The sequence below is a fragment of the Algoriphagus aquimarinus genome (genome assembly GCF_900112005.1).
GTDB lineage: Bacteria > Bacteroidota > Bacteroidia > Cytophagales > Cyclobacteriaceae > Algoriphagus > Algoriphagus aquimarinus.
On record NZ_FOKK01000002.1, the window covers coordinates 341312 to 362712 of the forward strand.

General features: G+C 40.0%; 19 protein-coding genes. 13 read left to right on the forward strand and 6 right to left on the reverse strand.

Going from position 1 to position 21401, the window contains the following annotated elements:
- Positions 1–3: 3 nt before the first annotated feature.
- The 9 genes from chrA to trxA all read left to right on the forward strand — a co-directional run bounded on the left by chrA (position 4) and on the right by trxA (position 8940).
- Positions 4–1203, forward strand: coding sequence for a chromate efflux transporter (gene chrA, locus BM291_RS03990; RefSeq protein WP_092894869.1), 1200 nt, complete (start codon positions 4–6; stop codon positions 1201–1203).
- A gap of 93 nt (positions 1204–1296) precedes the next feature.
- On the forward strand, positions 1297–1962 hold the full coding sequence (locus BM291_RS03995; RefSeq protein WP_092894870.1) for a CBS domain-containing protein: 666 nt from the start codon (positions 1297–1299) through the stop codon (positions 1960–1962).
- A gap of 3 nt (positions 1963–1965) precedes the next feature.
- Positions 1966–2841, forward strand: a complete 876-nt coding sequence (locus BM291_RS04000) for an NAD kinase (RefSeq protein ID WP_092894871.1) — start codon at positions 1966–1968, stop codon at positions 2839–2841.
- Between the two features lie 108 nt (positions 2842–2949).
- A complete protein-coding gene (gene porG / locus BM291_RS04005; protein ID WP_092894872.1) occupies positions 2950–3699 on the forward strand; it encodes a type IX secretion system protein PorG in 750 nt (249 codons plus the stop codon).
- Positions 3700–3783: 84 nt separating this feature from the next.
- Entirely contained in the window at positions 3784–4521 is a 738-nt protein-coding gene (locus BM291_RS04010) for an isoprenyl transferase (RefSeq protein WP_092894944.1), read from the forward strand.
- Positions 4522–4528: 7 nt separating this feature from the next.
- Positions 4529–7225 (forward strand): BamA/OMP85 family outer membrane protein, encoded by a 2697-nt coding sequence (locus BM291_RS04015; protein ID WP_092894873.1) that lies wholly within the window; start codon positions 4529–4531, stop codon positions 7223–7225.
- A gap of 92 nt (positions 7226–7317) precedes the next feature.
- Positions 7318–7848 carry an OmpH/Skp family outer membrane protein gene (locus BM291_RS04020; RefSeq protein WP_092894874.1) on the forward strand — a complete coding sequence of 177 codons (531 nt, stop codon included), beginning with the start codon at positions 7318–7320 and terminating at the stop codon, positions 7846–7848.
- Between the two features lie 13 nt (positions 7849–7861).
- The gene (locus BM291_RS04025) at positions 7862–8410 is read left to right on the forward strand and encodes an OmpH/Skp family outer membrane protein (protein ID WP_092894875.1); all 549 of its coding nucleotides are present in this window, start codon (positions 7862–7864) and stop codon (positions 8408–8410) included.
- 224 nt (positions 8411–8634) lie between these two features.
- Positions 8635–8940, forward strand: coding sequence for a thioredoxin (trxA, locus tag BM291_RS04030; RefSeq protein WP_092894876.1), 306 nt, complete (start codon positions 8635–8637; stop codon positions 8938–8940).
- Positions 8941–9023: 83 nt separating this feature from the next.
- Here trxA and BM291_RS04035 read toward each other — a convergent pair whose 3' ends face one another.
- Both BM291_RS04035 and BM291_RS04040 read right to left on the reverse strand, forming a co-directional pair.
- Entirely contained in the window at positions 9024–9917 is an 894-nt protein-coding gene (locus BM291_RS04035) for a lysylphosphatidylglycerol synthase transmembrane domain-containing protein (RefSeq protein ID WP_092894877.1), read from the reverse strand.
- Between the two features lie 43 nt (positions 9918–9960).
- On the reverse strand, positions 9961–10926 hold the full coding sequence (locus BM291_RS04040; protein WP_092894878.1) for a glycosyltransferase family 2 protein: 966 nt from the start codon (positions 10924–10926) through the stop codon (positions 9961–9963).
- A 119-nt stretch (positions 10927–11045) separates the two neighbouring features.
- On the opposite strand from BM291_RS04040, the gene BM291_RS04045 reads away from it, so the two are divergent.
- Positions 11046–12707, forward strand: coding sequence for an ArnT family glycosyltransferase (locus BM291_RS04045; RefSeq protein ID WP_092894879.1), 1662 nt, complete (start codon positions 11046–11048; stop codon positions 12705–12707).
- Positions 12708–12709: 2 nt separating this feature from the next.
- Here BM291_RS04045 and BM291_RS04050 read toward each other — a convergent pair whose 3' ends face one another.
- From BM291_RS04050 to rpsU, 4 genes are all read right to left on the reverse strand, one after another.
- The gene (locus tag BM291_RS04050) at positions 12710–14218 is read right to left on the reverse strand and encodes an ArnT family glycosyltransferase (RefSeq protein WP_092894880.1); all 1509 of its coding nucleotides are present in this window, start codon (positions 14216–14218) and stop codon (positions 12710–12712) included.
- A gap of 70 nt (positions 14219–14288) precedes the next feature.
- Positions 14289–14594, reverse strand: a complete 306-nt coding sequence (hpf, locus tag BM291_RS04055) for a ribosome hibernation-promoting factor, HPF/YfiA family (protein WP_092894945.1) — start codon at positions 14592–14594, stop codon at positions 14289–14291.
- 35 nt (positions 14595–14629) lie between these two features.
- Positions 14630–15514 carry a tyrosine-type recombinase/integrase gene (locus tag BM291_RS04060; protein WP_092894881.1) on the reverse strand — a complete coding sequence of 295 codons (885 nt, stop codon included), beginning with the start codon at positions 15512–15514 and terminating at the stop codon, positions 14630–14632.
- Positions 15515–15644: 130 nt separating this feature from the next.
- Positions 15645–15839, reverse strand: a complete 195-nt coding sequence (gene rpsU / locus BM291_RS04065) for a 30S ribosomal protein S21 (RefSeq protein WP_057940466.1) — start codon at positions 15837–15839, stop codon at positions 15645–15647.
- 259 nt (positions 15840–16098) lie between these two features.
- Here rpsU and BM291_RS04070 point away from each other — a divergent pair, with 259 nt between their 5' ends.
- The 3 genes from BM291_RS04070 to BM291_RS04080 all read left to right on the forward strand — a co-directional run bounded on the left by BM291_RS04070 (position 16099) and on the right by BM291_RS04080 (position 21338).
- Positions 16099–16776, forward strand: a complete 678-nt coding sequence (locus tag BM291_RS04070; RefSeq protein WP_092894882.1) for a hypothetical protein — start codon at positions 16099–16101, stop codon at positions 16774–16776.
- A gap of 255 nt (positions 16777–17031) precedes the next feature.
- Entirely contained in the window at positions 17032–18378 is a 1347-nt protein-coding gene (locus BM291_RS04075; protein WP_245786764.1) for an alpha-L-fucosidase, read from the forward strand.
- 392 nt (positions 18379–18770) lie between these two features.
- Entirely contained in the window at positions 18771–21338 is a 2568-nt protein-coding gene (locus BM291_RS04080) for an adenosylcobalamin-dependent ribonucleoside-diphosphate reductase (RefSeq protein ID WP_092894883.1), read from the forward strand.
- Positions 21339–21401 lie beyond the last annotated feature (63 nt).

Consider the following 21401-nt stretch of genomic DNA (forward strand, 5'->3'; position numbering starts at 1 on the left):
GGGATGTCGGTAAAACAGGTCCGATATTATTTATTTCTGAAAGACACAATTACACTTTCACTAACTGCATTTGGTGGCCCGCAAGCATTTCTTGCCATGCTATTAGAGCGGATGGTGACTAGGCGTGCCTATATTCAGGAAGATGAGCTATGGGAGCTGAATGCATTATGCAACATGCTCCCCGGCCCATCTTCCACTCAACTAGTTTGTGCCATCGCTTACCGAGTTGGTGGTCCGAACTTAGCCTACCTTGCCCTCATTGTCTGGATTTTGCCCGCCACTTTACTCATGATTTTTGCGGCAATGCTCATTTTCTTTCTTCAAGAGAATACTCCTGGGGCATTGGATTTTGCGAGGTTTATCCAACCCATGGCAATTGGCTTTATCATTTTTGCCGCACAAAAGATAATAGGAAAGACCATCAAGACCACCGAAGCAATGGTACTGGTACTGATTTCTGCATTTGTATCATTCTTCTATAGCTCCCCCTATATCTTCCCTGTATTACTGACTATCGGAGGGTTGAGTACCTCTATCAAATATAAGCAGCAACCAAAACAGGAGAAAGATGCTCCACTGGTCATCGAATGGTCCAACTTCTACCTGTGGGGCGGGGTATTAATTTTAGCTGCGGTATTGGGAGCGGTCACCAAATATCAACCAGTCATTCTTTTCGAGAACTTCTATCGAAATGGAAGTCTGATCTTCGGAGGCGGCCAAGTACTTGTTCCGTATTTGTATACTGAGTTTGTAGACTTCAAACATTTCCTCACTTCGGAAGAATTTCTGACAGGATATGCTATTTCTCAAGGTATTCCAGGCCCCACATTCAGCATATCATCTTATGTAGGAGCACTTTCGATGAAGGAATTTGGAACAGCTGGTTTCTTTATTGGTGGATTTATAGCAGCTGCCGGAATATTCTTACCTGGAATCTTCCTTATATTCTTTGTGATCAGGTTTTGGGATCAGCTTAAGAAATATCGCCCTGTAAGAGCAGCTTTGGAGGGAATAAACGCCGTATCATGCGGGATGTTAATTGCTGCTGCCTACTTGCTTTTTGAGCCCCTTGAAGCAAATGGATTAAATATTATTTTCATATTAGCTACCTATGTGTTACTACAGTTCACTAAAATCTCATCGCCTCTAATCATCGCTGGTGGTGTAGTATTAGGCATTATTTACAATAGCTTTTTTCTATAAATCGGAAGAAATGCCCAGCTTATTTCCCCCAAAAGGAACAAGAATAGCCCAAGTCACGTTTTAAAATCTAAATTCATTCCCTATCTTTCTTCTATGCACGCCTACGAATACATCAATAATCTGATCCCACCACTAAAGCTTTCTGACAAAACTGGAATGGCTTTAGCATGGATGGAAGAAATCAGAACTGACGTACTTCCAGTTATCGATAAAGGTGTTTTTTTAGGATTGATCAAAGAGGAAAGGATATTTGAAATAAATAATCCAGACACCCTAATTGCTGATATTGAACCCTCAAATCCTGATTGTTGGGTTTTTTCAGATAAACACATTTACGATGTGCTTAGAGTCAGCTCAGAGCAAAATTCAAATATTGTAGCAGTTCTAGACAGGGAATCAAATTATTTAGGAATCGTGACTATGGAGGATTCCATTGCTGCTTTTGCTGATAGTCTTTCTATAAAATCGCAGGGAAGTGTAGTGATTCTATCTTTGAGTATGCCCGATTATAGTCTATCCGAGATCTCTAGAATCATCGAATCAGAAAATGCCAAAGTTCTAAGCTCATTTATCACTACTGATCCTTTGGATGATTCTAAGATCAAACTCACTTTGAAGCTCGATCAAACAGAACTTAGACACATCAAAGCAACGTTGGAGCGATTCGGCTATAAAATTATAGATCATTATCAAGAAGAATCTGGCGTAACTAGCGAAGAGGACAGAATCGGTAATTTGTTAAGATTTTTAGATATTTAGGACATGAAAGTCGCCCTTCATGGCTTGGCTCTGAAAGCAGAAGTGTTTTCAGAAGTTCAGTCACTTTTTAACGAACTTACTACCCACCAATTCGAAATCTTCGTCACGGAGCAATTTGACAAACAACTTCGAAAGCATGGTGGTAAATCTTTGTCTTACTGGGTACTGGAAAGCCGTCAGGACATGGCCGCTATGGACTTTGTTATCTCCATAGGCGGAGATGGTACCTTGCTAGACGCTGTGTGCCAAGTAGGCGACTTAGAAATACCCATACTTGGTCTCAATACAGGGCGACTTGGCTTTCTGGCCACTGTAGCAACAGAAAAAATTTCTGACTCTATCGCAGATTTGGCTAATAACAACTATCAAATAGAATCAAGAACTCTGATCTCGCTCCAAAGTCATAGGAAGCTATTTAATGGCTTGAATTTCGGACTTAACGAATTCACCATACATAAGCGTGATACCTCATCCATGATCACTGTTCATACTTATATCGATGGAAAATACCTCAACAGCTATTGGGCAGATGGATTAATTGTCTCTACACCCACTGGTTCCACAGGGTATTCCTTGAGTTGCGGAGGGCCATTGATTTCCCCGGAAGCAAAGAACTTGGTCATCACCCCCGTAAGTCCTCACAACCTCAATGTGCGGCCAATAATCGTATCAGATGAGAGTGAAATAAGTTTTGAGATCGAAGGAAGGTCAGAAAAATTCCTGATTTCATTAGATTCGCGCTCTACTTCTATTTCTTCTGAGATGAAGTTGAGTGTCAAAAAGGAAAAGTTTTCCGCTAAATTGGTAAAGCTCCCGCACTATCATTTCTTCGATACATTAAGGCAAAAGCTTAATTGGGGTTTTGACATGAGGAATTAATAGACATAAATAGCAGTAAAAAAACCAAACTTGAGCTTAACAATTATTAACCCGTTAAATACAAAGATGCGTTTTTTAAACGTTAGGTACTTCATAACTTGCATCGTCTTGAAAAAGGTCAATTTTCACATTTACAATCACTTACTTATTCTGTTTTTAGTTTTTCTCGGTTTTACTGGGGAGATCCAGGCTCAGAAATACGAAATTGGAGGTGGTTTAGGTGTCGCCACTTACTCAGGGGACATCATCAGAAAAATTGACCCGGGTCAAATTGGACCTCAAGGAACGTTGTTTGGCAAGAGAAATTTTGATAATGTGTGGACGCTGCGAGTGGCAGGAAGTTTAGCTATGCTAAATGGTGCGGATAGTATAAATCCAATAGACCAACTGGCAGAGATTAGAGATGCAAGATTTAGAGCAGGAATTATCGAGGCATCGGCAGTAATGGAATTCAATTTCCTTGATTATTTGTCTGGTAATTCTGAATTCAGATTTTCACCCTATGCATTCTTTGGGATTGGATATACTTATGCTTTCGCTAAGGGGAATACCTTCGCTTATAATGTATCGTCAAGGTATAGTTTAGGCACGGTTGTCATTCCATTTGGAGGAGGAGTTAAGTATAAACTCAATGAGCGATGGACTTTAGCTACAGAATTAGGCTTTAGACCTACCTTCACTGATTACCTAGATAAGATAGACAGTAAAGAACCTGTTATACCTAGATTCCAGGACCCAATCAATCCAGGAGAGCCTTATGGAATCAATTTTGGAAATGCATACGATAAAGATTGGTACTACTTTTTGGGAGTCACAATCAGCTATACATTTGCAACTACAAAATGCTATGCCTATTAATTAATTGACCCTTAGGGCTGATTATTGGAAAAGAAATACCATTTTTGTACCTCCAAAAAAAGTAAGCATTCGGAAACGACTGGAATGAAGAACGCATTAGACCCCAACAGAATCCCCCGACATATTGCAATTATCATGGACGGCAATGGACGCTGGGCCAAGAAGAAAGGTGCCATGAGAATATTTGGGCACCGACATGCAATTAAGGCTGTGAAAGACTCTATAGAAGGGGCTGATAATTTAGGAGTTAAATACCTAACTCTATTTTCATTCTCCACAGAAAACTGGTCAAGACCTCAGGAAGAAGTCAACGGACTCATGGAACTTCTAGTAAAAACTATTACCGATGAAGTCCCTATGATGATGAAAAACAACATCCAATTAGAGAGTATTGGTGATGTGGATAGTCTTCCTAAATCTGCCTACGAAAAACTAATGGAGGCAAAAAATACCACCTCCAAAAACACTGGTCTCACTGTAATCTTAGCACTCAGCTATAGTGGTAAGTGGGAACTCACTCAAGCAGCTAAGCGCATTGCTCAAAAAGTCTCAGAAGGAAAATTGAAAATGGATGAAATCACTGAAGAGGTGATGGCAAACCATCTGGAAACTGCTGGCATACCTGATCCTGAACTCATGATCAGAACCAGTGGAGAACACAGATTAAGCAATTTTCTGCTATGGCAATTGGCCTACACGGAAATGTATTTCACTCCCGTGCTATGGCCAGATTTTAGAAGAGAACACCTAGATGCTGCAATCACCGATTACCAAAAACGTGAACGGAGATTTGGAAAAACGGGTGAGCAAGTTAAATCTTAAGTAATTGATGAAAAGAAGTTTACTAATTCTGTTTTGTCTGGTTTGGGCAAGTTCAGCAATGGCGCAAATACGTTTGGGCCAAAGTCGCTATGCCACAAGCAAGCCAATAGATATTTTGGAGCTAAATTATGCTAAGCCCCAAACCTATAGAATCGCAGAAATAAAAGCTGTAGGTCTGAATACCTTGGATGAGATCGCCATTCTTTCCCTTTCAGGATTGAAAGTGGATGATAAGATCGAAGTGCCTGGAGATGCCATTTCCAATGCATTGAAAAAGCTTTGGGGACAAGGTATCATCGGGGATGTCAAAATTTTGGTTACAAAAATCGAAGGTGAAGATATTTCCCTGCTCTTAGATTTAACTGAAAGACCTAGGTTCTCCCGCGTAGAATTTACCGGAATGAACAAAACTCAGGAAAGTGAGCTCCGCGACAAAGTAAATATCCGAGGACGTGTAGTAAGAGATGACGTATTGAATAACGCCAAAAGGAATATCGAAAAATATTACCTTGATAAAGGCTTCATGAATGCTGATGTTAAAATCAGACAGGAAAGAGATACTACCCTACCAAACTCTGTAAAATTAATTTTTGACGTAGAGCAAAATTCAAAAGTCAGAATCAATGCCATCGAATTCTATGGCAACCAAGAAGTCACTGATTCAAAACTGAAAAAGAAGCTTAAGAAAACTAAGGAGCATGCAAGAGTTAGTGTTTTCAAAGACGGTTATTCCCGAATAGCAGATGCATCTGCTTCGGATGTTAAGAACACCCTTCTATACACGGACTCTGTATCCAACGAAGATGTAAAAGACTACATCAATAAGAACTTTAAACTGAATTTTTTCAACGGCTCCAAGTACATTCCAAAAGAATACAGGAATGACAAGGACAATGTGATCAACTTCTATCAAAGTAAGGGTTTTAGAGATGCCAAGATCGTCGCTGATTCTGTTTACAACTTTGGTCAGGACAAAATCAACATCGATATAGCGCTTGAAGAAGGCAGAAAGTATTACTATAGAAATATCACGTTTAACGGAAACTTTATCCATCCAGACGAAATCCTTCTTGCTAAACTAGGGATTCAAAAAGGTGACGTTTACGATAAAGAACGTCTTGACAAAAGACTAAACTACGATCCTACAAAGGGTGATGATGTAAGTTCATTGTACCAGAATGATGGATATCTATTCTTCTCCATTGATCCTGTAGAAGTTAATGTTGCAGGAGATTCCATTGACTTGGAAATGAGAATTTTTGAAGGTCCGCAGGTAACTGTGAACAGTGTCAACATAAAAGGAAATGAGCGTACTTCTGATCACGTAGTAATGCGAGAAATACGTATCCTTCCAGGTCAGAAATTCAATAGAGAGCTCCTAGTCCGTACGATTCGTGAACTTTCTACTCTTGGGTATTTTGACCCTGAAAAAATCAATCCAGATTTACGTCCAAACTTCGAGGCTGCAACAGTAGATATTACTTTTGAGCTAGAAGAAAGACCAAATGATCAAATTGAGCTCTCAGGAGGATGGGGAGGATTCTATGGTTTCGTAGGAACTGTCGGCCTTTCATTCAACAACTTCTCTATCCGAAACATCAAAGACTTCTCCAAGTGGGATCCACTTCCAGTAGGAGATGGACAGAAGCTTTCACTAAGAGTACAAGCTAACGGTCGCTCATTCCAGAACTACTCTGTTTCTTTGACTGAACCATGGTTCGGAGGTAAAAAGCCAAATGCATTAAGCTTCTCATTCAATCACTCTGTACAGCGCCAGGTAGACTTCTACAATCAGGCAAGCTTCGGAGATGAATTGGGTTACTTCAAGATCACAGGTGTGACCTTGGGACTTGCAAAGCGTGTCACCTGGCCAGATGATAACTTTAGTATCAGTAACTCACTCCAGTTCCAAGTTTATGAATTTGATGAATTCGGAACCTCTTTTGGCTTGAGTTATCCTACAGGAACATCCAACAGTGTTACATGGAATACAACGATTGCTAGATACAACCTAGACAATCCAACGTATCCAAGATTCGGATCTAACATTATTCTATCTGGAGCCTTTACTCCACCATATTCTTCTCTGAATAAGAAAATTGATGAAGAATCCACAGACCAGGAAAAATACAAGTGGTTAGAATACCACAAGTGGATGTTTGATGCGTCGATCTATACTCCTCTGTTTGGCTCGACCAAATTGGTAGCTAGTGCAAGAGCTCACATGGGCTTTTTGGGGTCTTATAGTTCAAAGATCGGAGTTATACCACTGGAAAGATTTGTAATGGGTGGTGATGGTATGTCAATGAACAACTTTGCATTAGGCCAAGAAATCATCGGTCTACGTGGATATGAAAACCAATCAATCACGCCAGGTAGAGATAGCCGAGGAACAGCAGATCCAGAGCCATACGGAGGTATTGTTTACAATAAGTATGTGATGGAAGTGAGATACCTAGTTTCTCCAAATCCATCTGCAACGATCTTTGTACTAGCTTTTGCAGAGGCAGGAAATAACTGGGGTTCCTACAAGGATTTCAATCCATATGATTTGAATAAATCAGCGGGAGCAGGTGCAAGAATCTTTATGCCAGCATTTGGTCTATTGGGTATTGATTGGGGATATGGATTTGATGCTATTCCAGGAACATCGCAGCGAAGTGGCTCACAATTTCACTTCACTATAGGTCAACAAATAAGATAAGTATGGATTTAGTGCGGCGAATAGTTAATTTATGCAAAAATTGACACTCTAAGAATGTAAAAAATTAGAGCCATTGTTAACTTCCCAAACTCATGAATAAATCACTGAAAATTGTATTTTTGATGCTCTTAGCGCTACAAGCAGCGCCATTGGCAGCTCAAAAGATGGGATACATTGATTCAGAATATATTCTAAACAAGCATCCAGACTATAAAATTATCCAGCAAGAGCTCGAGAACATTAGCTCCGAATGGAAGAAAGAGGCACAAAATTTGGATAAAGAGATCAAAGATCTTTCTGTTCAGTTAAAAGCAGAGGAAGTCCTCCTCACCGAGGAAATGTACCAGCAACGGCTGGAAGGCATTAAATTAAAACAAAAAGAATCCCATGAATTCAATAGTCGAATTTTCGGAATAAACGGGCAATACTTCCAAAAACAAGCGGAATTAATGCAACCGTTACAATCCAAAATGTATGACGCTATTGAGCGTGTATCTCGGAAGAATAACTTGGCTATACTGTTTGATAAAGCTGCTGAACCCTCAGCAATTATCTACACCGACCCCAGACATGATTATTCCGAGTTCGTATTGGAAGAATTAGGAATCGAAGAAAACAAATAAATAGAAACACAGAATGATGAAAGTAAAAGTTATCCTTTCCGCAGTAGCCTTGCTTTGCGTAGGATTCGTGGCTCAGGCACAAGATGTAAAAATTGGTTACACCAATGTGGAATTTATCATGGATTTGATGCCAGAAATGGAACAAATCGGAGCTGATATTAAAGATTACGAAACTCAGCTTCAAACAAATATCCAAACTAAGGCTGAAGATTTTCAGCGTCAAGTTCAAACCTATCAGCAAGCTGCTCAGACAATGACTGAAGTAGCTAGAGCTGCCAAAGAGCAGGAATTAACTACTCTTCAGGGAACACTACAAAAATACGAGCAAGATGCTCAGACAAGCTATCAAAGAAAACTGGGAGAGCTTCTAGCTCCAGTTCAAACTAAGGTAGTTAACGCGATCAATGCTGTAGCTGCTGAGAACAACTACACCCACATTTTCGCAGATTCAGCTGGTCAAGCTCCTATTTTGCTATACACTAAAGAAGAAGACAAATTCACTGAGCTTGTATTAGCTAAGTTGGGTCTTAAGATGCCAGTTGCTCCTGCAGCGACTAATTAATTAACCACTAGTAATCGAGAAGCCGCTAGTTCGATCTAATTCGAATTAGCGGCTTTTTTTTGTTAATTCTGTCCTAAACACAAAGTTTACAGGTTCAACAAAAGCCTTACATTTATATTAAATTCTGGTTGTATTTAATCCCAGTCGGACTAGATAAAAACAATTTAGAACTACATGCATAACATCAGTTTCATTCATTTGATTAATATCATTTTACTTTAAACATGCCAAAGCGTAACCCAAAAGATGTAATCAGCAAAAGCCAAGATGCCGTCTTAGTAGATTTTTATGCGGACTGGTGCGGGCCGTGTCAAACAATGAATCCTATTATCGATGAAGTACTAAATGAGCTTGGAGGAAAAGTAAAGCTTCTCAAAATCAACATCGACAAAAGCCCTCAAATGGCTCAGCAGTTTGCCGTACGCTCTATTCCTAATTACATCCTTTTTAAAAAAGGGAAAATCCTCTGGAGAAAAGGAGGTTTGATTACCAAGCGAGATTTACATCACGCATTAAAAGGCTTTGTTTGAAAAGGGTAGTAAGATTGACCTTATAAATCTCGAAGCAATTTTGACCTTCTGAGTATCGTAGCTATTCTAACTATTTATTGATATCAGTCCCTCAATGCACTTTCATCAAAATCAACCCTCACTCCAGCACCTATAAGTGACACCATAGCGGTGATCACAAAGAATATAAGACTAAATGCTACTGCAGTGGCTTCTTCTATCCCTGCATAGGTGTGAGCATAGACGAAAACAAGTTCTCTAGCCCCTACTCCACCTATAGTTAAGGGCAGTACAGCAACTATCGATGATAGAAGAAAAACCAATTGATACGCAAGGACATTCTCAGTTACTCCAAGAGCTCTTAATATGAAAAAAGCACTAACCAATTGTGCTAGCTGTCCTAACAGAGACCAAGCATTTGCCTTCCAAAATGAGGGAAGAAACTTTTTAAACAGTAGCTTTTGCATCAACCAAAAGGCGGGGAAAACCAATACTGCTGCTATACCTATTAATAACTCCCAAGCAATGTCCGAAGCAAAAGGTAAGGTCAAGTCTACAGGAAGTACCATCAGAAGCAGCAACAACACTATCGCTACTAATCCCCCTAGCCTATCCAACAAAGCAGCTTGCACAAGCTCTTTAACTGGAGTTTTATAGTGCTTATTCAGCAAATAGACTTTGTATCCGTCGCCACCAATTCCTCCCGGTAGAAATAGATTATAGAACATCCCAATGAGGTAAAGCTTCATATTCAGCTTTTCGGAAATCGCCAATCCTATATTTTTAAAATATAAATTGAGTCGAAAAGCAGTAAATACTTTACTAAGTACAAATAGGGCAACGGCAGGAATCAGCCAAAACCAATGAATTGTCTGGACAATCTGCCACAGTTGGTTAGTGTCAATCTTGCGAAAAACCAGAAAAAGAGCCAAACCGGTTAACACCAGTTTTAAAGCAGTCGATACTTTCTTCTTAAGAGAACTCCCTGTTTTCGCCAAAATTTAATTGATGTTTGGTAACGCTCTAAACCTTGTCTATTCCTTACTGGATTCCAGCAGCGGGCACCAATACTCCTTGATAGACAGATTTAATGGTGTAAGTCTTCTTATCCTGAGATTCGAAGTAGGTTCGAACTATTATTTCGGCAATTATACCTGTGGTGATAAACTGAATTCCACCAAGCACCAAGATGAAACCCAAGATCATAATAGGCCTTCCCCAGATATCCTCACCCATTACTTTGAGTATGAGCAAGTAAATATTGATCAAAAAACCTATCATAAACGAGATGATACCTATGCCTCCAAACAAGTGAATTGGGCGCTGAAAGTACTTTTGAAAAAATAACATTAGAATCAAATCCGACATTACCTTGAATGTACGGCTCAATCCATACTTAGACTCTCCGTGGATTCGTGGATGATGCTTCACATCCATTTCTGTCATTTTAGCCCCTTGCTGTTTTGCCAAAACAGGAATAAAACGATGTAATTCTCCATACAAACCCATTCCTTGAGCGATCTCAGCTTTATAAACTCTTAGGGTACAACCGTAATCTTTGAGATATACTTTGGTCGTATTTCTGATCACCCAGTTGGCAATTTTGCTTGGTATTTTACGAAGCACAAATCCATCTTTTCGATTTGCTCTACGACCTGCAACCACATCCCACTCTTCTTCCATTGCTTTTTTCAGCATCACTGGAATATCAGTTGGATCATTCTGCAAATCACCGTCCATGGTAGCAATGTATTCACCAATAGCCATGTCAATGCCTGCAGCTAATGCAGTAGTCTGCCCAAAATTTCTATTAAAAATAATCAGCTTGGTTCTACTGTTAGCATACTTTTTCACTTCTGCTACAGTTCTGTCCGTAGAGCCATCTTCAATCAAAATCACTTCGTAATCAATCTCATCTAAAGCAGAATAAGTGGCTTCCAGAAGAGGTTGGATATTATCCTCTTCGTTATAAACAGTGATTACTATGGAAATAAGTGGCTTGGACATGCTATAAAATTTTGTCAAAAATACGGTAAAATAGTTCCTAGGACAAAAAAGCTACGATTGGCTTTGGGAAGCGAACGAAAATTTGGTGTGACAAAGTTCAATCAGCTTATCTTTGCGGCATGTCTTTAGTCACCTCTGAAAATTCTCGAATCAACCCATGGGTAATCATGATTGCATTTGCCATTTTGGTTGGTCCCTTTGCATTGGGCTTTCATATGCACTATCCCGATGAGATGTACTACACGGATGCGGCAGTCAAAATGCTACAAAACGGTGACTACCTGACTACTTACCTAGGGAGCGGCGAACTACGATTCAAAAAACCCATCGGAACCTACTGGACAGTTCTTGCGGGATTTAAGCTTTTTGGAGTTACGCCTTTAGCTTCTAGGTTTTTCTTTTTAATCGCTGGAGCATTAACGATAGGATTCACTTATTGGGCAGCAAAAGTTTTATTTGAGGACAAGAGAATCTCTGGACTTTCGGCTTTGATCATAGCTTCCAACCCTGTTTTGATTTTCAGCGCAACACGATCCATTCCAGATGTACTGTTAGTTTTAACTATGACCGCCAGTGCGGTGGGCTTTGCGGGTTTGATTCGATTTGGAGATGCTACGCCAAAAAAGTACCTGTGGATTCTGTACCTCAGCTTGGCATTGGCATTTGAAGTGAAAGGTCTTCCAGCAGCAGCTTTAGGAGGTATAGGTTTGATTTATTTACTTTTTAATCCTTGGAAAAAAATCTCCTTCAAAACGATCTTTCATTTCCCTTCCATTTTAGTCAGCATCTTTATTGGCCTGTTTTGGTTTATAGCCATGTGGAAAATCCACGGGCCAACATATCTAGATAGTTTTCTGGAAGACCAGGTAGGCACACGTGTAGCTTCACGGTATTTGCTCATCTTTCAGAATGGCTTTCTAGCACTGGGAATTCTTATTTTAATTTTTCTTCCCTGGGTACTTTTTGGGGTGGCACAAGCTAAAACCTCAATCATACGTGTAAAAAAGGAAGATCCAGCGTTTTTCTGGTTTGCTATCCTTTGGGGATTGGCGATACTAGGAATGGGCGCTATGACCAGCAAATTCTATGAACGCTATTTACTCCCTGTAGCACCTGTATTAGCTATTTTATTAGCATGGATTCTGGTAAAAGCAGACTTTGAAAGTAAAAAAACAGGTTTAAAAATCACTAGCTGGTTCTTTCTTATACTGAACTCCATCGTATTCATTTTTAGCTTTTGGTTGAATATCAACCTAGGTTCATCTCTCCTGATTTGGATCCAATTCGGGTTTGCTCTCCTTATTTTATTTTACCTCGGAAGACTTACCGTTAAAAGCATAAAACTTCCAAAAGCGATAGCTTATGGGTTTATGCTCCTTTTCTTTTTGATCTCAACAGGTACTTATCAGATTTCATTGCCAGATCAAGGTCAGCAAGTAAAATCCTTTGCCCTAAATGCGAATATTGACCCAACTGATAAAATTGGTTTCATCGGGAATCTACACACGAGCAGTAAGATTAGAATCGGTCTTGGTACTGACTTCCAGATGATCGACTTGCCTCGTTATGAGTTCCGAGAAGAGCTGTATAAGTACGATCGACTAATCATTGAGGATAAATACTTGGATTCTATTGATGCTTCTGCATACACCAAGCAAGTGATTTCTGTGAATTGGGCGTCAAGAGCAATTCCGGATCTTCTTTTTGCCGCAGGATCACCTAAGTTTGATAAACTATTGGAAGAAAAAGGACAAAAATACTATCTACTGGAGACCAAGTAATGTCAATAAGTATCAGAAATATAGGGGTCATATCTCTCCATGTTATCCCAAATCTGAATCGTAGCTTCTCTAAGTTTTTCTCCTCGAAATAAAACTTGAAAATGCTCCTCATACCTCAAGTTCTGAAACGTTGCAAATTCTCCAGGCTTTTCATAGTTCCAGCTGACAAAAATTCCTTGCTGCTCTTTTCCGACAAATTGCTCTAATCCTGGCCAGAGATCAAATTGGTTCTTTCTTGACCCCATATTCACCATATAGGTTTGAGGATTACCCGGAAGATAAAAAGCGAGCTCTGAAGCCATGTGATACGTCTCTGAGAACACGTAAGCATCTTTCACTCCTAAACTATCCTGAAGGAAAGCGACACGATCAGCGAGTGGCTGATAGCCCGACATCCTTCTGAATGCTGACTTTTCGGCTTTTTTGATGGGAGCAATACTTTTGAGAAAAGTAAAATCAGGCAACAAAAACAGTAAAGGAACAAAGATGCTAAGCCCAACTCCCCAGTTCCTTAACTTAATCCAGACCCCTTTTTGCTCACAAATCCACGCTGCAATTGCAATTGCTAAACTGCTATATGCGAAGACCGGCCAATTCACTTCAATCGAAGTCAACAAGCTTAAAAATGCAAAGCCAGCCCAGGACATAACTGCAGGAAGCAGTAAGTAAATAATTTTAGAGTCATTGTACTTTTTAATTTTTATCAAAAAACCTCCAAAAAGAGGCAATAAAAAGATAGAAATCATCGCTAGCTGCCCACCTAGATATTCAAAGAATTGCTTTGCTGCTTTGCCTACATCGAAGGATGTTGATTCTCCTCCTCCAGCTCCACTCAGCGCAGCCAAGTGTTTGAAGGTATCAAAACCGTTTTGCCAGTTCCAGATCAGCATAGGTAGAAAACCAAGTGCGCTAACCAAGATGTAGCTCAGAAGGTACTTCTTCTGAATTGCCCACTGCTTTGTATAAAGTAAAAAGAATAACAAAAATGGGAATATCAATATCATCACCATTTTTGCCATTAGCCCAAAAGCTGTAGCCAACCCTGCCAAAACCCACCATGACATCCTTTGCTCTCTTATTCCTCGATAGGCCAAATAAATGCTCAAAATCCAGAAAAAAGTTAAGGAAGTATCTGTCATGTGAAATGTACTGGCCAACCACCAAAGCGGCATTGCCTGAAGCAACATAGCCGACCAAAACCCCACTTTCTTCGAGAATAGATAAGTACCAAAAATGAACGTTACCCAAGAAATCCCCACTCCAAATATGATCGCATTAATTCTGACCCCTATCTCCGTATTGCCTAGAATATCCGTGCTTATGTAATTCAGTACGGCGACCAGCGGTGGTTTGGAGTAATAATGCCAAGCCATATTTTGAGACCAAAGCCAATACTGCGCTTCCTCAGTGAATAGACTTATTTCTGGCCGAAATGTGAACAGCACCTTGGAGACAACTAGTCCCAGGGTAATGAGCCAAAAATATAAAGTATAGTTGGGTGACTTTTGCATTGCTGAGTATTAAACAAAAAGGCATCTCCCGATTCCCGAGAGATGCCTCAAATTTAGGTATGCTGAGCTTTTACTGCTTAGCCAATACTACTTTTTCTTTATATTTTTTAATCTGACGTCTTAAGCCTTCAATAGCATCATCTGAAGCCGCTTCGAAAGAATCTGCCTGATTCTTTGCAAAAAACTGCTTCCCTGGTACATTCAGTTTGATTTCTACGATTTTGTTGGCATTGTTGTCATTTTTGTCAAGTCTTAAAAAAACTTCCCCGTCTATTATTTGATCAAAGTAAGTATCCAACTTATCGGCTTTTTTTTGAATAAAATCGATCAATTTTTGATCGGCGTCGAAGTGGATGGAGTGCATCTGCAGTTTCATATTCAATTGCATTTAGTGGTGAACAAATGATTTATTTATGCTTTCGGATGTGCCTGTTCGAACACAGCCTTAAGTTTTTCCATGGAATTATGCGTGTACACCTGAGTGGCAGCGAGACTTGCATGACCTAGCAAATCTTTGACAGCATTCAGATCAGCGCCTTTATTGAGGAGGTGAGTAGCAAAAGTATGTCTCAGCACATGTGGGCTGCGCTTGGAAGTTTGCGCGAAAAGATCCAAATAATGTCTGACGATGCGAAAAATCATCATAGGGTAACTTTGCTTTTGTTGATTGCTGACAATAAAATACTCACTTTGACCTACTTTTGAAAACCTTTCCTCAAATACTTTTTTGTACAGCAAAATATTCTGTTTTAATCCTCTTGTGATAGGAATTATTCTTTCCTTTTTTCTCTTCCCAAGCACCTTCACCGAATCCTCGATTAGATTAATGTCTGACCATTGCAATCCAATCAACTCCGAAAGCCTAACCCCAGTGAGGTAAAGAAACTCCATCACCATCTTGTCACGCTGTCCTTCGAAGGTTGGCCGATAAACGCTTTCATCTAGAACGGATTTTATAGCCTCTTCCTGTACAAATTCAGGAAGTTTCTTCGGGTTTTTAAGACCTTTTAACTTATACGTTGGATCCTTAGAAATGATCCGAGATCTTAGCAAAAACTTGTAATAAGACCGAAGAGTGGCGATTTTACGATTGACCGAAGTTGTACTTAACCCACTATCTACCAGATCGATTACCCATGCCCGCAGCTCCGGATGTTGGGCTTCAGAAATTTCAATTTGCTCGAAAGAAAGGGTCGCAAACTCTTCGAATTGCGTCAGATCCCGACGATACGCATCTACCGTATGCGGGCTGGCCTTTTTCTCAAACTCTAAATAATTGACGAAAGAATCGATCATATGTCACGTAACTCAGGAGATAAGTTAGGGTAAAAAATGACAAGTCATGCGCATCGAATTCACAAAAAGGCATAAAAAAAACGCACTTGCCTGAAGACAAGTACGTTTAATATCGGAAGATCAAAACTGATTACTTCGCTGCTTCTTCTTGAAGATGCTGCTTGTAAGCCGCCTTGATTACTTGTGCTCTTCTTTTAATGGAAGGCTTAGTGAAAGCTTGTCTCGCACGAAGTTCACGGACTGCACCAGTCTTGTCAAACTTCTTCTTGAAACGCTTTAGCGCTTTCTCGATTGATTCGTTCTCTTTTACGTTAACTATGATCATATCTATACACCCCCTTTCGTGGGCACAAATGTAGGGAATAATATTTCAGATTAACCATAGAATTTCAAATTTATGCTAAACGCCCCCTAATCCCTTTTAACGGACGAAATGGTTTTAATCTTTTAGTAGGATTTCGTCCGGTTAAATCTTTTACAGCTCGGTAATGGGGTATTTTGACCAGTCATCTTACTTTTTAGTTGATAACTGATAATTCTTTAGGTGATTGCTCAAAGTATTTTTTTTACAAAATCATCTTCCTATGAACACCTTAGGTAACAAGTTCAACATCTTTTGGATCGGGTTAATTTTTAGCTTAGCATGTAGCCGAACTGCTCCTGAACCAATAGAATTTTCCATCTCTCAAGGAGTTCTAAATAACATGGACTTTACTTCTTTGGGCATCCAAACTGGACAGCACCTACCGGAAATCCTCTATTACACCTTAACTGGTGAAAAATTTGAAATAGAAGCCAACACTACAAAACTATTAATTTCAGGGAGCTATACCTGTGATATTACTCGAGGCAATTTGCAGGCTATCGATTGGCTTTATATGAAATATAAAGACGAAGTTGATATTTATCTGGTCAACACACTAGAGGCTCATCCACATAATTCCCACAGTCCTTATTCCATGAATGAAGAACCATGGCTAGTGAAGGAAAACATTGCTTCAGCAATAGCTGCCGAGCAACCCACTACTATAGAAGAGCGCATAGATCTGGCTGAAAAATGGATAAAGGAATCAGGCATTCAAGCCCCCTTAATTCTAGATGGCCCTAAAAACGGATTTTGGAACCTAATGGGTCAAGCTCCTAATATGGCAATCTTGGTTTCAACAGATGGCGAAGTGCTTTTGAAGCAATCTTGGTTCGAAATGGAAGAAATGGAAGAAGCAATAGACAACCAATTGCAGCAAATGAAAGCAGATAAGTAAACTGGCGATCCAGAAATCCCCTTACTTTTTAATAGATCCATATTCTGACTGAAACTGGCTCAATTAACCTTCTACAAAACGGAAGGTCAAACACCTGCCAGAAAAGCCCATAAATAACAATTCCATTTTTCATGATAGAGAAAAATGATATCTAAACAGCATAAAAATTCTGGATAGGCTGATCAAACTCCTTTTATCCCATTGCACTTTAGGGCTATTTGCCTAGTTTTATCTCGAATTATAAACTATTACGAAGTGAAGATCTGTAACCCGCTCAAACGCTACTCCCTAGCGTTCGGCATCCTAGTCCTTTTACTCAGCCAATCCACTCCAGTCTTTTCCCAAGAAAGTCCCGAGAAGATGGAATGGTTTAAAGACGCCAAATTGGGTATTTTTATTCACTGGGGCATTTATTCAGTGAATGGGATCGATGAATCATGGTCGTTTTTCAATGACTACATCAGCTATGATGACTACATGAAGCAGCTTTCGGGATTTACTGCTAGTAAATACGATCCTGAAAAGTGGGCGAGACTGATCAAATCGAGTGGGGCAAAATATGCTGTGCTTACGGCCAAGCATCATGATGGTGTAGCGCTATGGGACACGAAGGCCTCTGATCTGTCTGTCGTTAAAAAAACTCCTGCAGGAAAAGATTTGGTGGGTCCACTCATGAACGCTCTAGAGAAGGAAGGAATTAAAAAAGGAATCTACTATTCTGTCTTAGACTGGTCTCATCCAGATTATGATAGAAATACACGAGAGACTTTTCGATATAAAAATGATCCCGTACGCTTTCAGAAGTTCGTGGATTTCAACTTCAAGCAGTTAGAAGAATTATCGAGCAAGTACAACCCAGATTTATACTGGTTTGATGGAGACTGGGAGCACAAACCAGAAGAATGGAAAAGCGCTGAGTTGAAAGCTAAACTATTGACTTATAATAAAAACCTAATCATTAACTCAAGACTAGGGCCAGGTTACGGCGACTATGACACCCCTGAACAAGGAGTACCTGTAACTAGACCTAGTAGTGAATTTTGGGAATTATGTATGACCATGAACAACAGCTGGGGCTACCAGGGTAATGATCACGCATACAAAACCCCAAGTGAGCTGCTACGCATATTCGTAGATTGTCTACACATGGGAGGAAATCTATTACTTGATTTCGGACCAAAGCCTGATGGCACAATTCCAGAGGAGGCTGAGAACATACTTACTGAATTTGGACGCTGGACTACCAAGCATGAGTCCGCTATTTATGAGACGCAAGCTGGCATTCCTGATGGACATATCTTCGCTCCTACCACACTTTCTCCAGACAAGACTATACTATATATATACCTAGACTATAAAGTGAATGAATCCCTTGCCATCAAAGGACTAAAAAATAAAATCCAGCGGGTTTGGGTGGTAGGCAATGGTACCAAACTACAAGCTAGAGAAGTAGGTAAAATGTACTGGAGCTCTGTACCTGGCATGAAATACATAGATATCCCAGACAATGTCTATGATAAGGACATTACAGTCCTAGCCGTATTACTTGATGGGCCGGTAGATCTCTATCGGGAGAAAGGACAGGTGATTGAAAGCAATTAACAATTATATAAGATTGAGCTGAAAATGATTTTGTAGGATTCAGAAAGCCTCTACCAGAATACCCTAATTAAATCGTTATAAATCTAACAGCATAGTATTTTGTTTCGGAGCAATTGAAATTTTATCAAATCTTGGAGCACTTGTTTACATCAAATCGATTGAAGATCAAGTAGCTAGAGCAGTACTTAAGCCCTATATGAATCGTGAATTAAAGAAATCTAAAATAAAAATTTTGTAAACTTTTTGTAATCATTAAAAACGCAAACTATTGACATATAATAGTTTGCGTTTTTTTCTTGTAAACTTGCTGATTAAAATCATTTTTTAAAATTCCAATTATAGCGTACTTCATGCATTCATACAGCATCCGCGTATTTTTAAACCAACAGAAAATGAGCACACAAATCACATCTAAACTTCCGCCCAAAACTTACACGCAAGACGAAGCATTTGAAGCTTCACAAGCCTATTTTAAAGGAGATGATCTAGCAGCACGTGTGTGGATCAATAAATATGCTCTGAAAGACTCAGAAGGCAATCTGTATGAATCTACGCCAAATGAAATGCATACTAGAATTGCAAAGGAACTGGCAAGAATTGAAGCACGATACCCAAATCCACTTTCGGAATCAGAGATTTTTGATCTGATTAAGGACTTTAAATACATAGTGCCTCAGGGAAGCCCTATGGCAGGAATTGGTAACCCGTACCAAATAGCCTCCCTTTCCAATTGCTTTGTAATAGGGAATAATGGCGAATCCGATTCTTACGGAGGCATCATGAAAATAGATCAGGAGCAGGTGCAACTGATGAAGAGACGTGGTGGTGTAGGTCACGACCTTTCACACATTCGCCCTAAAAGCTCTCCTGTCAAAAACTCTGCACTTACCTCTACTGGCATTGTTCCATTCATGGAACGATACTCCAACTCTACCCGTGAAGTAGCTCAGGACGGACGTCGTGGCGCGCTCATGTTGTCAGTTTCTATCAATCATCCAGATTCTGAGGATTTCATCGATGCCAAACTGGAGCAAGGAAAAGTCACTGGAGCAAATGTCTCTGTGAGAATAGATGACCAGTTCATGAAAGCCGTGAAAGGAAATACGGACTATGTTCAGAAATATCCGATTTTCAGCGAAACACCAAAGTTCACTAAGACGATAGAGGCGACGAGAATATGGAAAAAAATCGTCCATAACGCATGGAAATCTGCAGAGCCAGGAATTCTATTCTGGGACACGATCATCAATGAATCTGTGCCAGATTGCTATGCAGATCTTGGCTACAAGACAGTTTCTACAAACCCTTGTGGAGAGATCCCGCTTTGCCCTTACGATTCTTGTCGCTTGTTGGCTATTAATCTTTTCTCTTACGTAGAGAATCCATTCACTCCAGAAGCAAAGTTCAATTTTGAGCTATTCAAAAAGCATATCCATGCAGCACAACGCATCATGGATGATATCATAGATCTGGAACTAGAAAAAATCGATGCTATCATAGCAAAAATAGACGCAGATCCAGAGCAGGATGAGGTAAAAGCAACCGAGCGCAATCTATGGTTGAATATCCAGAAAAAAGCTAATGAAGGCCGTAGAACAGGCATAGGCATCACCGCCGAAGGTGACATGGTAGCAGGCTTGGGGATCAGATACGGAAGCAAAGAAGGAAATGAATTCTCTGTGGAAGTACACAAAACTTTGGCTATCGAAGCCTACAGAGCATCAGTATATACTGCTAAGGACAGAGGAGCATTTGCTATTTTCGATGCAGAGCGAGAAAAAAACAATCCTTTCATTCAGCGCTTGAAAGAAGCAGATGACAAGCTTTACTTTGAGATGCTGGAATATGGAAGAAGAAATATAGCCCTTCTAACTATCGCTCCTACTGGCACCACGAGTTTGATGACTCAGACTTCCTCTGGCATTGAGCCGGTATTTATGCCTGTATATAAGCGTAGGAGAAAGGTAAACCCTAACGACAAAAATGTAAGAGTAGATTTCGTAGATGAGCTGGGTGATTCTTGGGAAGAATACGTGGTTTTCCACCATAGATTTAAGCAATGGATGGAAGTGAACGGGATAGATACTTCTAAGAACTATCCGCAAACAGAACTGGATGAGATTATAAAAAAATCTCCATACTACATGGCTACTTCAAATGACGTGGACTGGATGAGCAAGGTGAGTATGCAGGGAGCAGTTCAGAAATGGGTGGATCATTCTATCTCAGTCACTATCAATCTTCCAAATGATGCTACCGAAGAACTGGTAGGGCAATTATACATGGAAGCTTGGGAAGCTGGCTGCAAAGGAGTAACCGTCTACAGAGACGGATCGAGATCAGGTGTTTTGATTTCTAATGAGGAGAAAAAAGAAGAAGGAAAAGAAGAACTAGTAAACTCGATCACTCCTTTCCCTACCAAACGCCCTCAAATTTTGGAAGCAGATGTAGTTCGCTTCCAAAACAACAAAGAAAAATGGATCGCATTTATAGGGCTGATCGACGGAAGACCTTATGAAGTTTTCACGGGTCTGGCAGATGACGAAGATGGCATACTAATTCCTAGATGGGCTAACAAAGGCGTGATCATCAAAAACAGAAATGAAGATGGTAGTTCACGCTATGACTTCCAGTACAAGAATATGCGAGGGTACAAGACGACAATAGAAGGCTTATCACATAAGTTTGATCCGGAGTATTGGAACTACGCTAAGTTGATCTCCAGTACACTTCGCTATGGCATGCCTATCGACAAGATCGTAGATCTGATAAACAGCTTGCAATTGGACAACGAATCTATCAATACTTGGAAAAACGGCGTAGTACGAGCAGTAAAGCGCTACGTTGAAGATGGAACGAAAGCTAAAGGACAAGCTTGTGAGCAATGTAAATCTGTCAATTTGATCTACCAAGAAGGCTGCTTGACCTGTAAGGACTGCGGTTCTTCTAAGTGCGGTTAAGCATACGGAAATTCATTTTAATAAAAAAAGGAAGCCTGCGGGTTTCCTTTTTTTGTTAAGAAC

Bases quoted from the DNA above. Each gene is read 5' to 3' on its own strand.
- BM291_RS04010 (WP_092894944.1), top strand. From the start codon at position 3,784: ATGAAGAACGCATTAGACCCCAACAGAATCCCCCGACATATTGCAATT.
- BM291_RS04040 (WP_092894878.1), bottom strand. From the start codon at position 10,926: ATGTCCAAGCCACTTATTTCCATAGTAATCACTGTTTATAACGAAGAG.
- hpf (WP_092894945.1), bottom strand. From the start codon at position 14,594: ATGAAACTGCAGATGCACTCCATCCACTTCGACGCCGATCAAAAATTG.
- chrA (WP_092894869.1), top strand. From the start codon at position 4: ATGTCGGTAAAACAGGTCCGATATTATTTATTTCTGAAAGACACAATT.
- BM291_RS04000 (WP_092894871.1), top strand. From the start codon at position 1,966: ATGAAAGTCGCCCTTCATGGCTTGGCTCTGAAAGCAGAAGTGTTTTCA.
- rpsU (WP_057940466.1), bottom strand. From the start codon at position 15,839: ATGATCATAGTTAACGTAAAAGAGAACGAATCAATCGAGAAAGCGCTA.
- BM291_RS04070 (WP_092894882.1), top strand. From the start codon at position 16,099: ATGAACACCTTAGGTAACAAGTTCAACATCTTTTGGATCGGGTTAATT.
- BM291_RS04020 (WP_092894874.1), top strand. From the start codon at position 7,318: ATGAATAAATCACTGAAAATTGTATTTTTGATGCTCTTAGCGCTACAA.
- BM291_RS04060 (WP_092894881.1), bottom strand. From the start codon at position 15,514: ATGATCGATTCTTTCGTCAATTATTTAGAGTTTGAGAAAAAGGCCAGC.
- BM291_RS04045 (WP_092894879.1), top strand. From the start codon at position 11,046: ATGTCTTTAGTCACCTCTGAAAATTCTCGAATCAACCCATGGGTAATC.
- BM291_RS04050 (WP_092894880.1), bottom strand. From the start codon at position 14,218: ATGCAAAAGTCACCCAACTATACTTTATATTTTTGGCTCATTACCCTG.
- trxA (WP_092894876.1), top strand. From the start codon at position 8,635: ATGCCAAAGCGTAACCCAAAAGATGTAATCAGCAAAAGCCAAGATGCC.
- BM291_RS03995 (WP_092894870.1), top strand. From the start codon at position 1,297: ATGCACGCCTACGAATACATCAATAATCTGATCCCACCACTAAAGCTT.
- BM291_RS04080 (WP_092894883.1), top strand. From the start codon at position 18,771: ATGAGCACACAAATCACATCTAAACTTCCGCCCAAAACTTACACGCAA.
- BM291_RS04025 (WP_092894875.1), top strand. From the start codon at position 7,862: ATGATGAAAGTAAAAGTTATCCTTTCCGCAGTAGCCTTGCTTTGCGTA.
- BM291_RS04015 (WP_092894873.1), top strand. From the start codon at position 4,529: ATGAAAAGAAGTTTACTAATTCTGTTTTGTCTGGTTTGGGCAAGTTCA.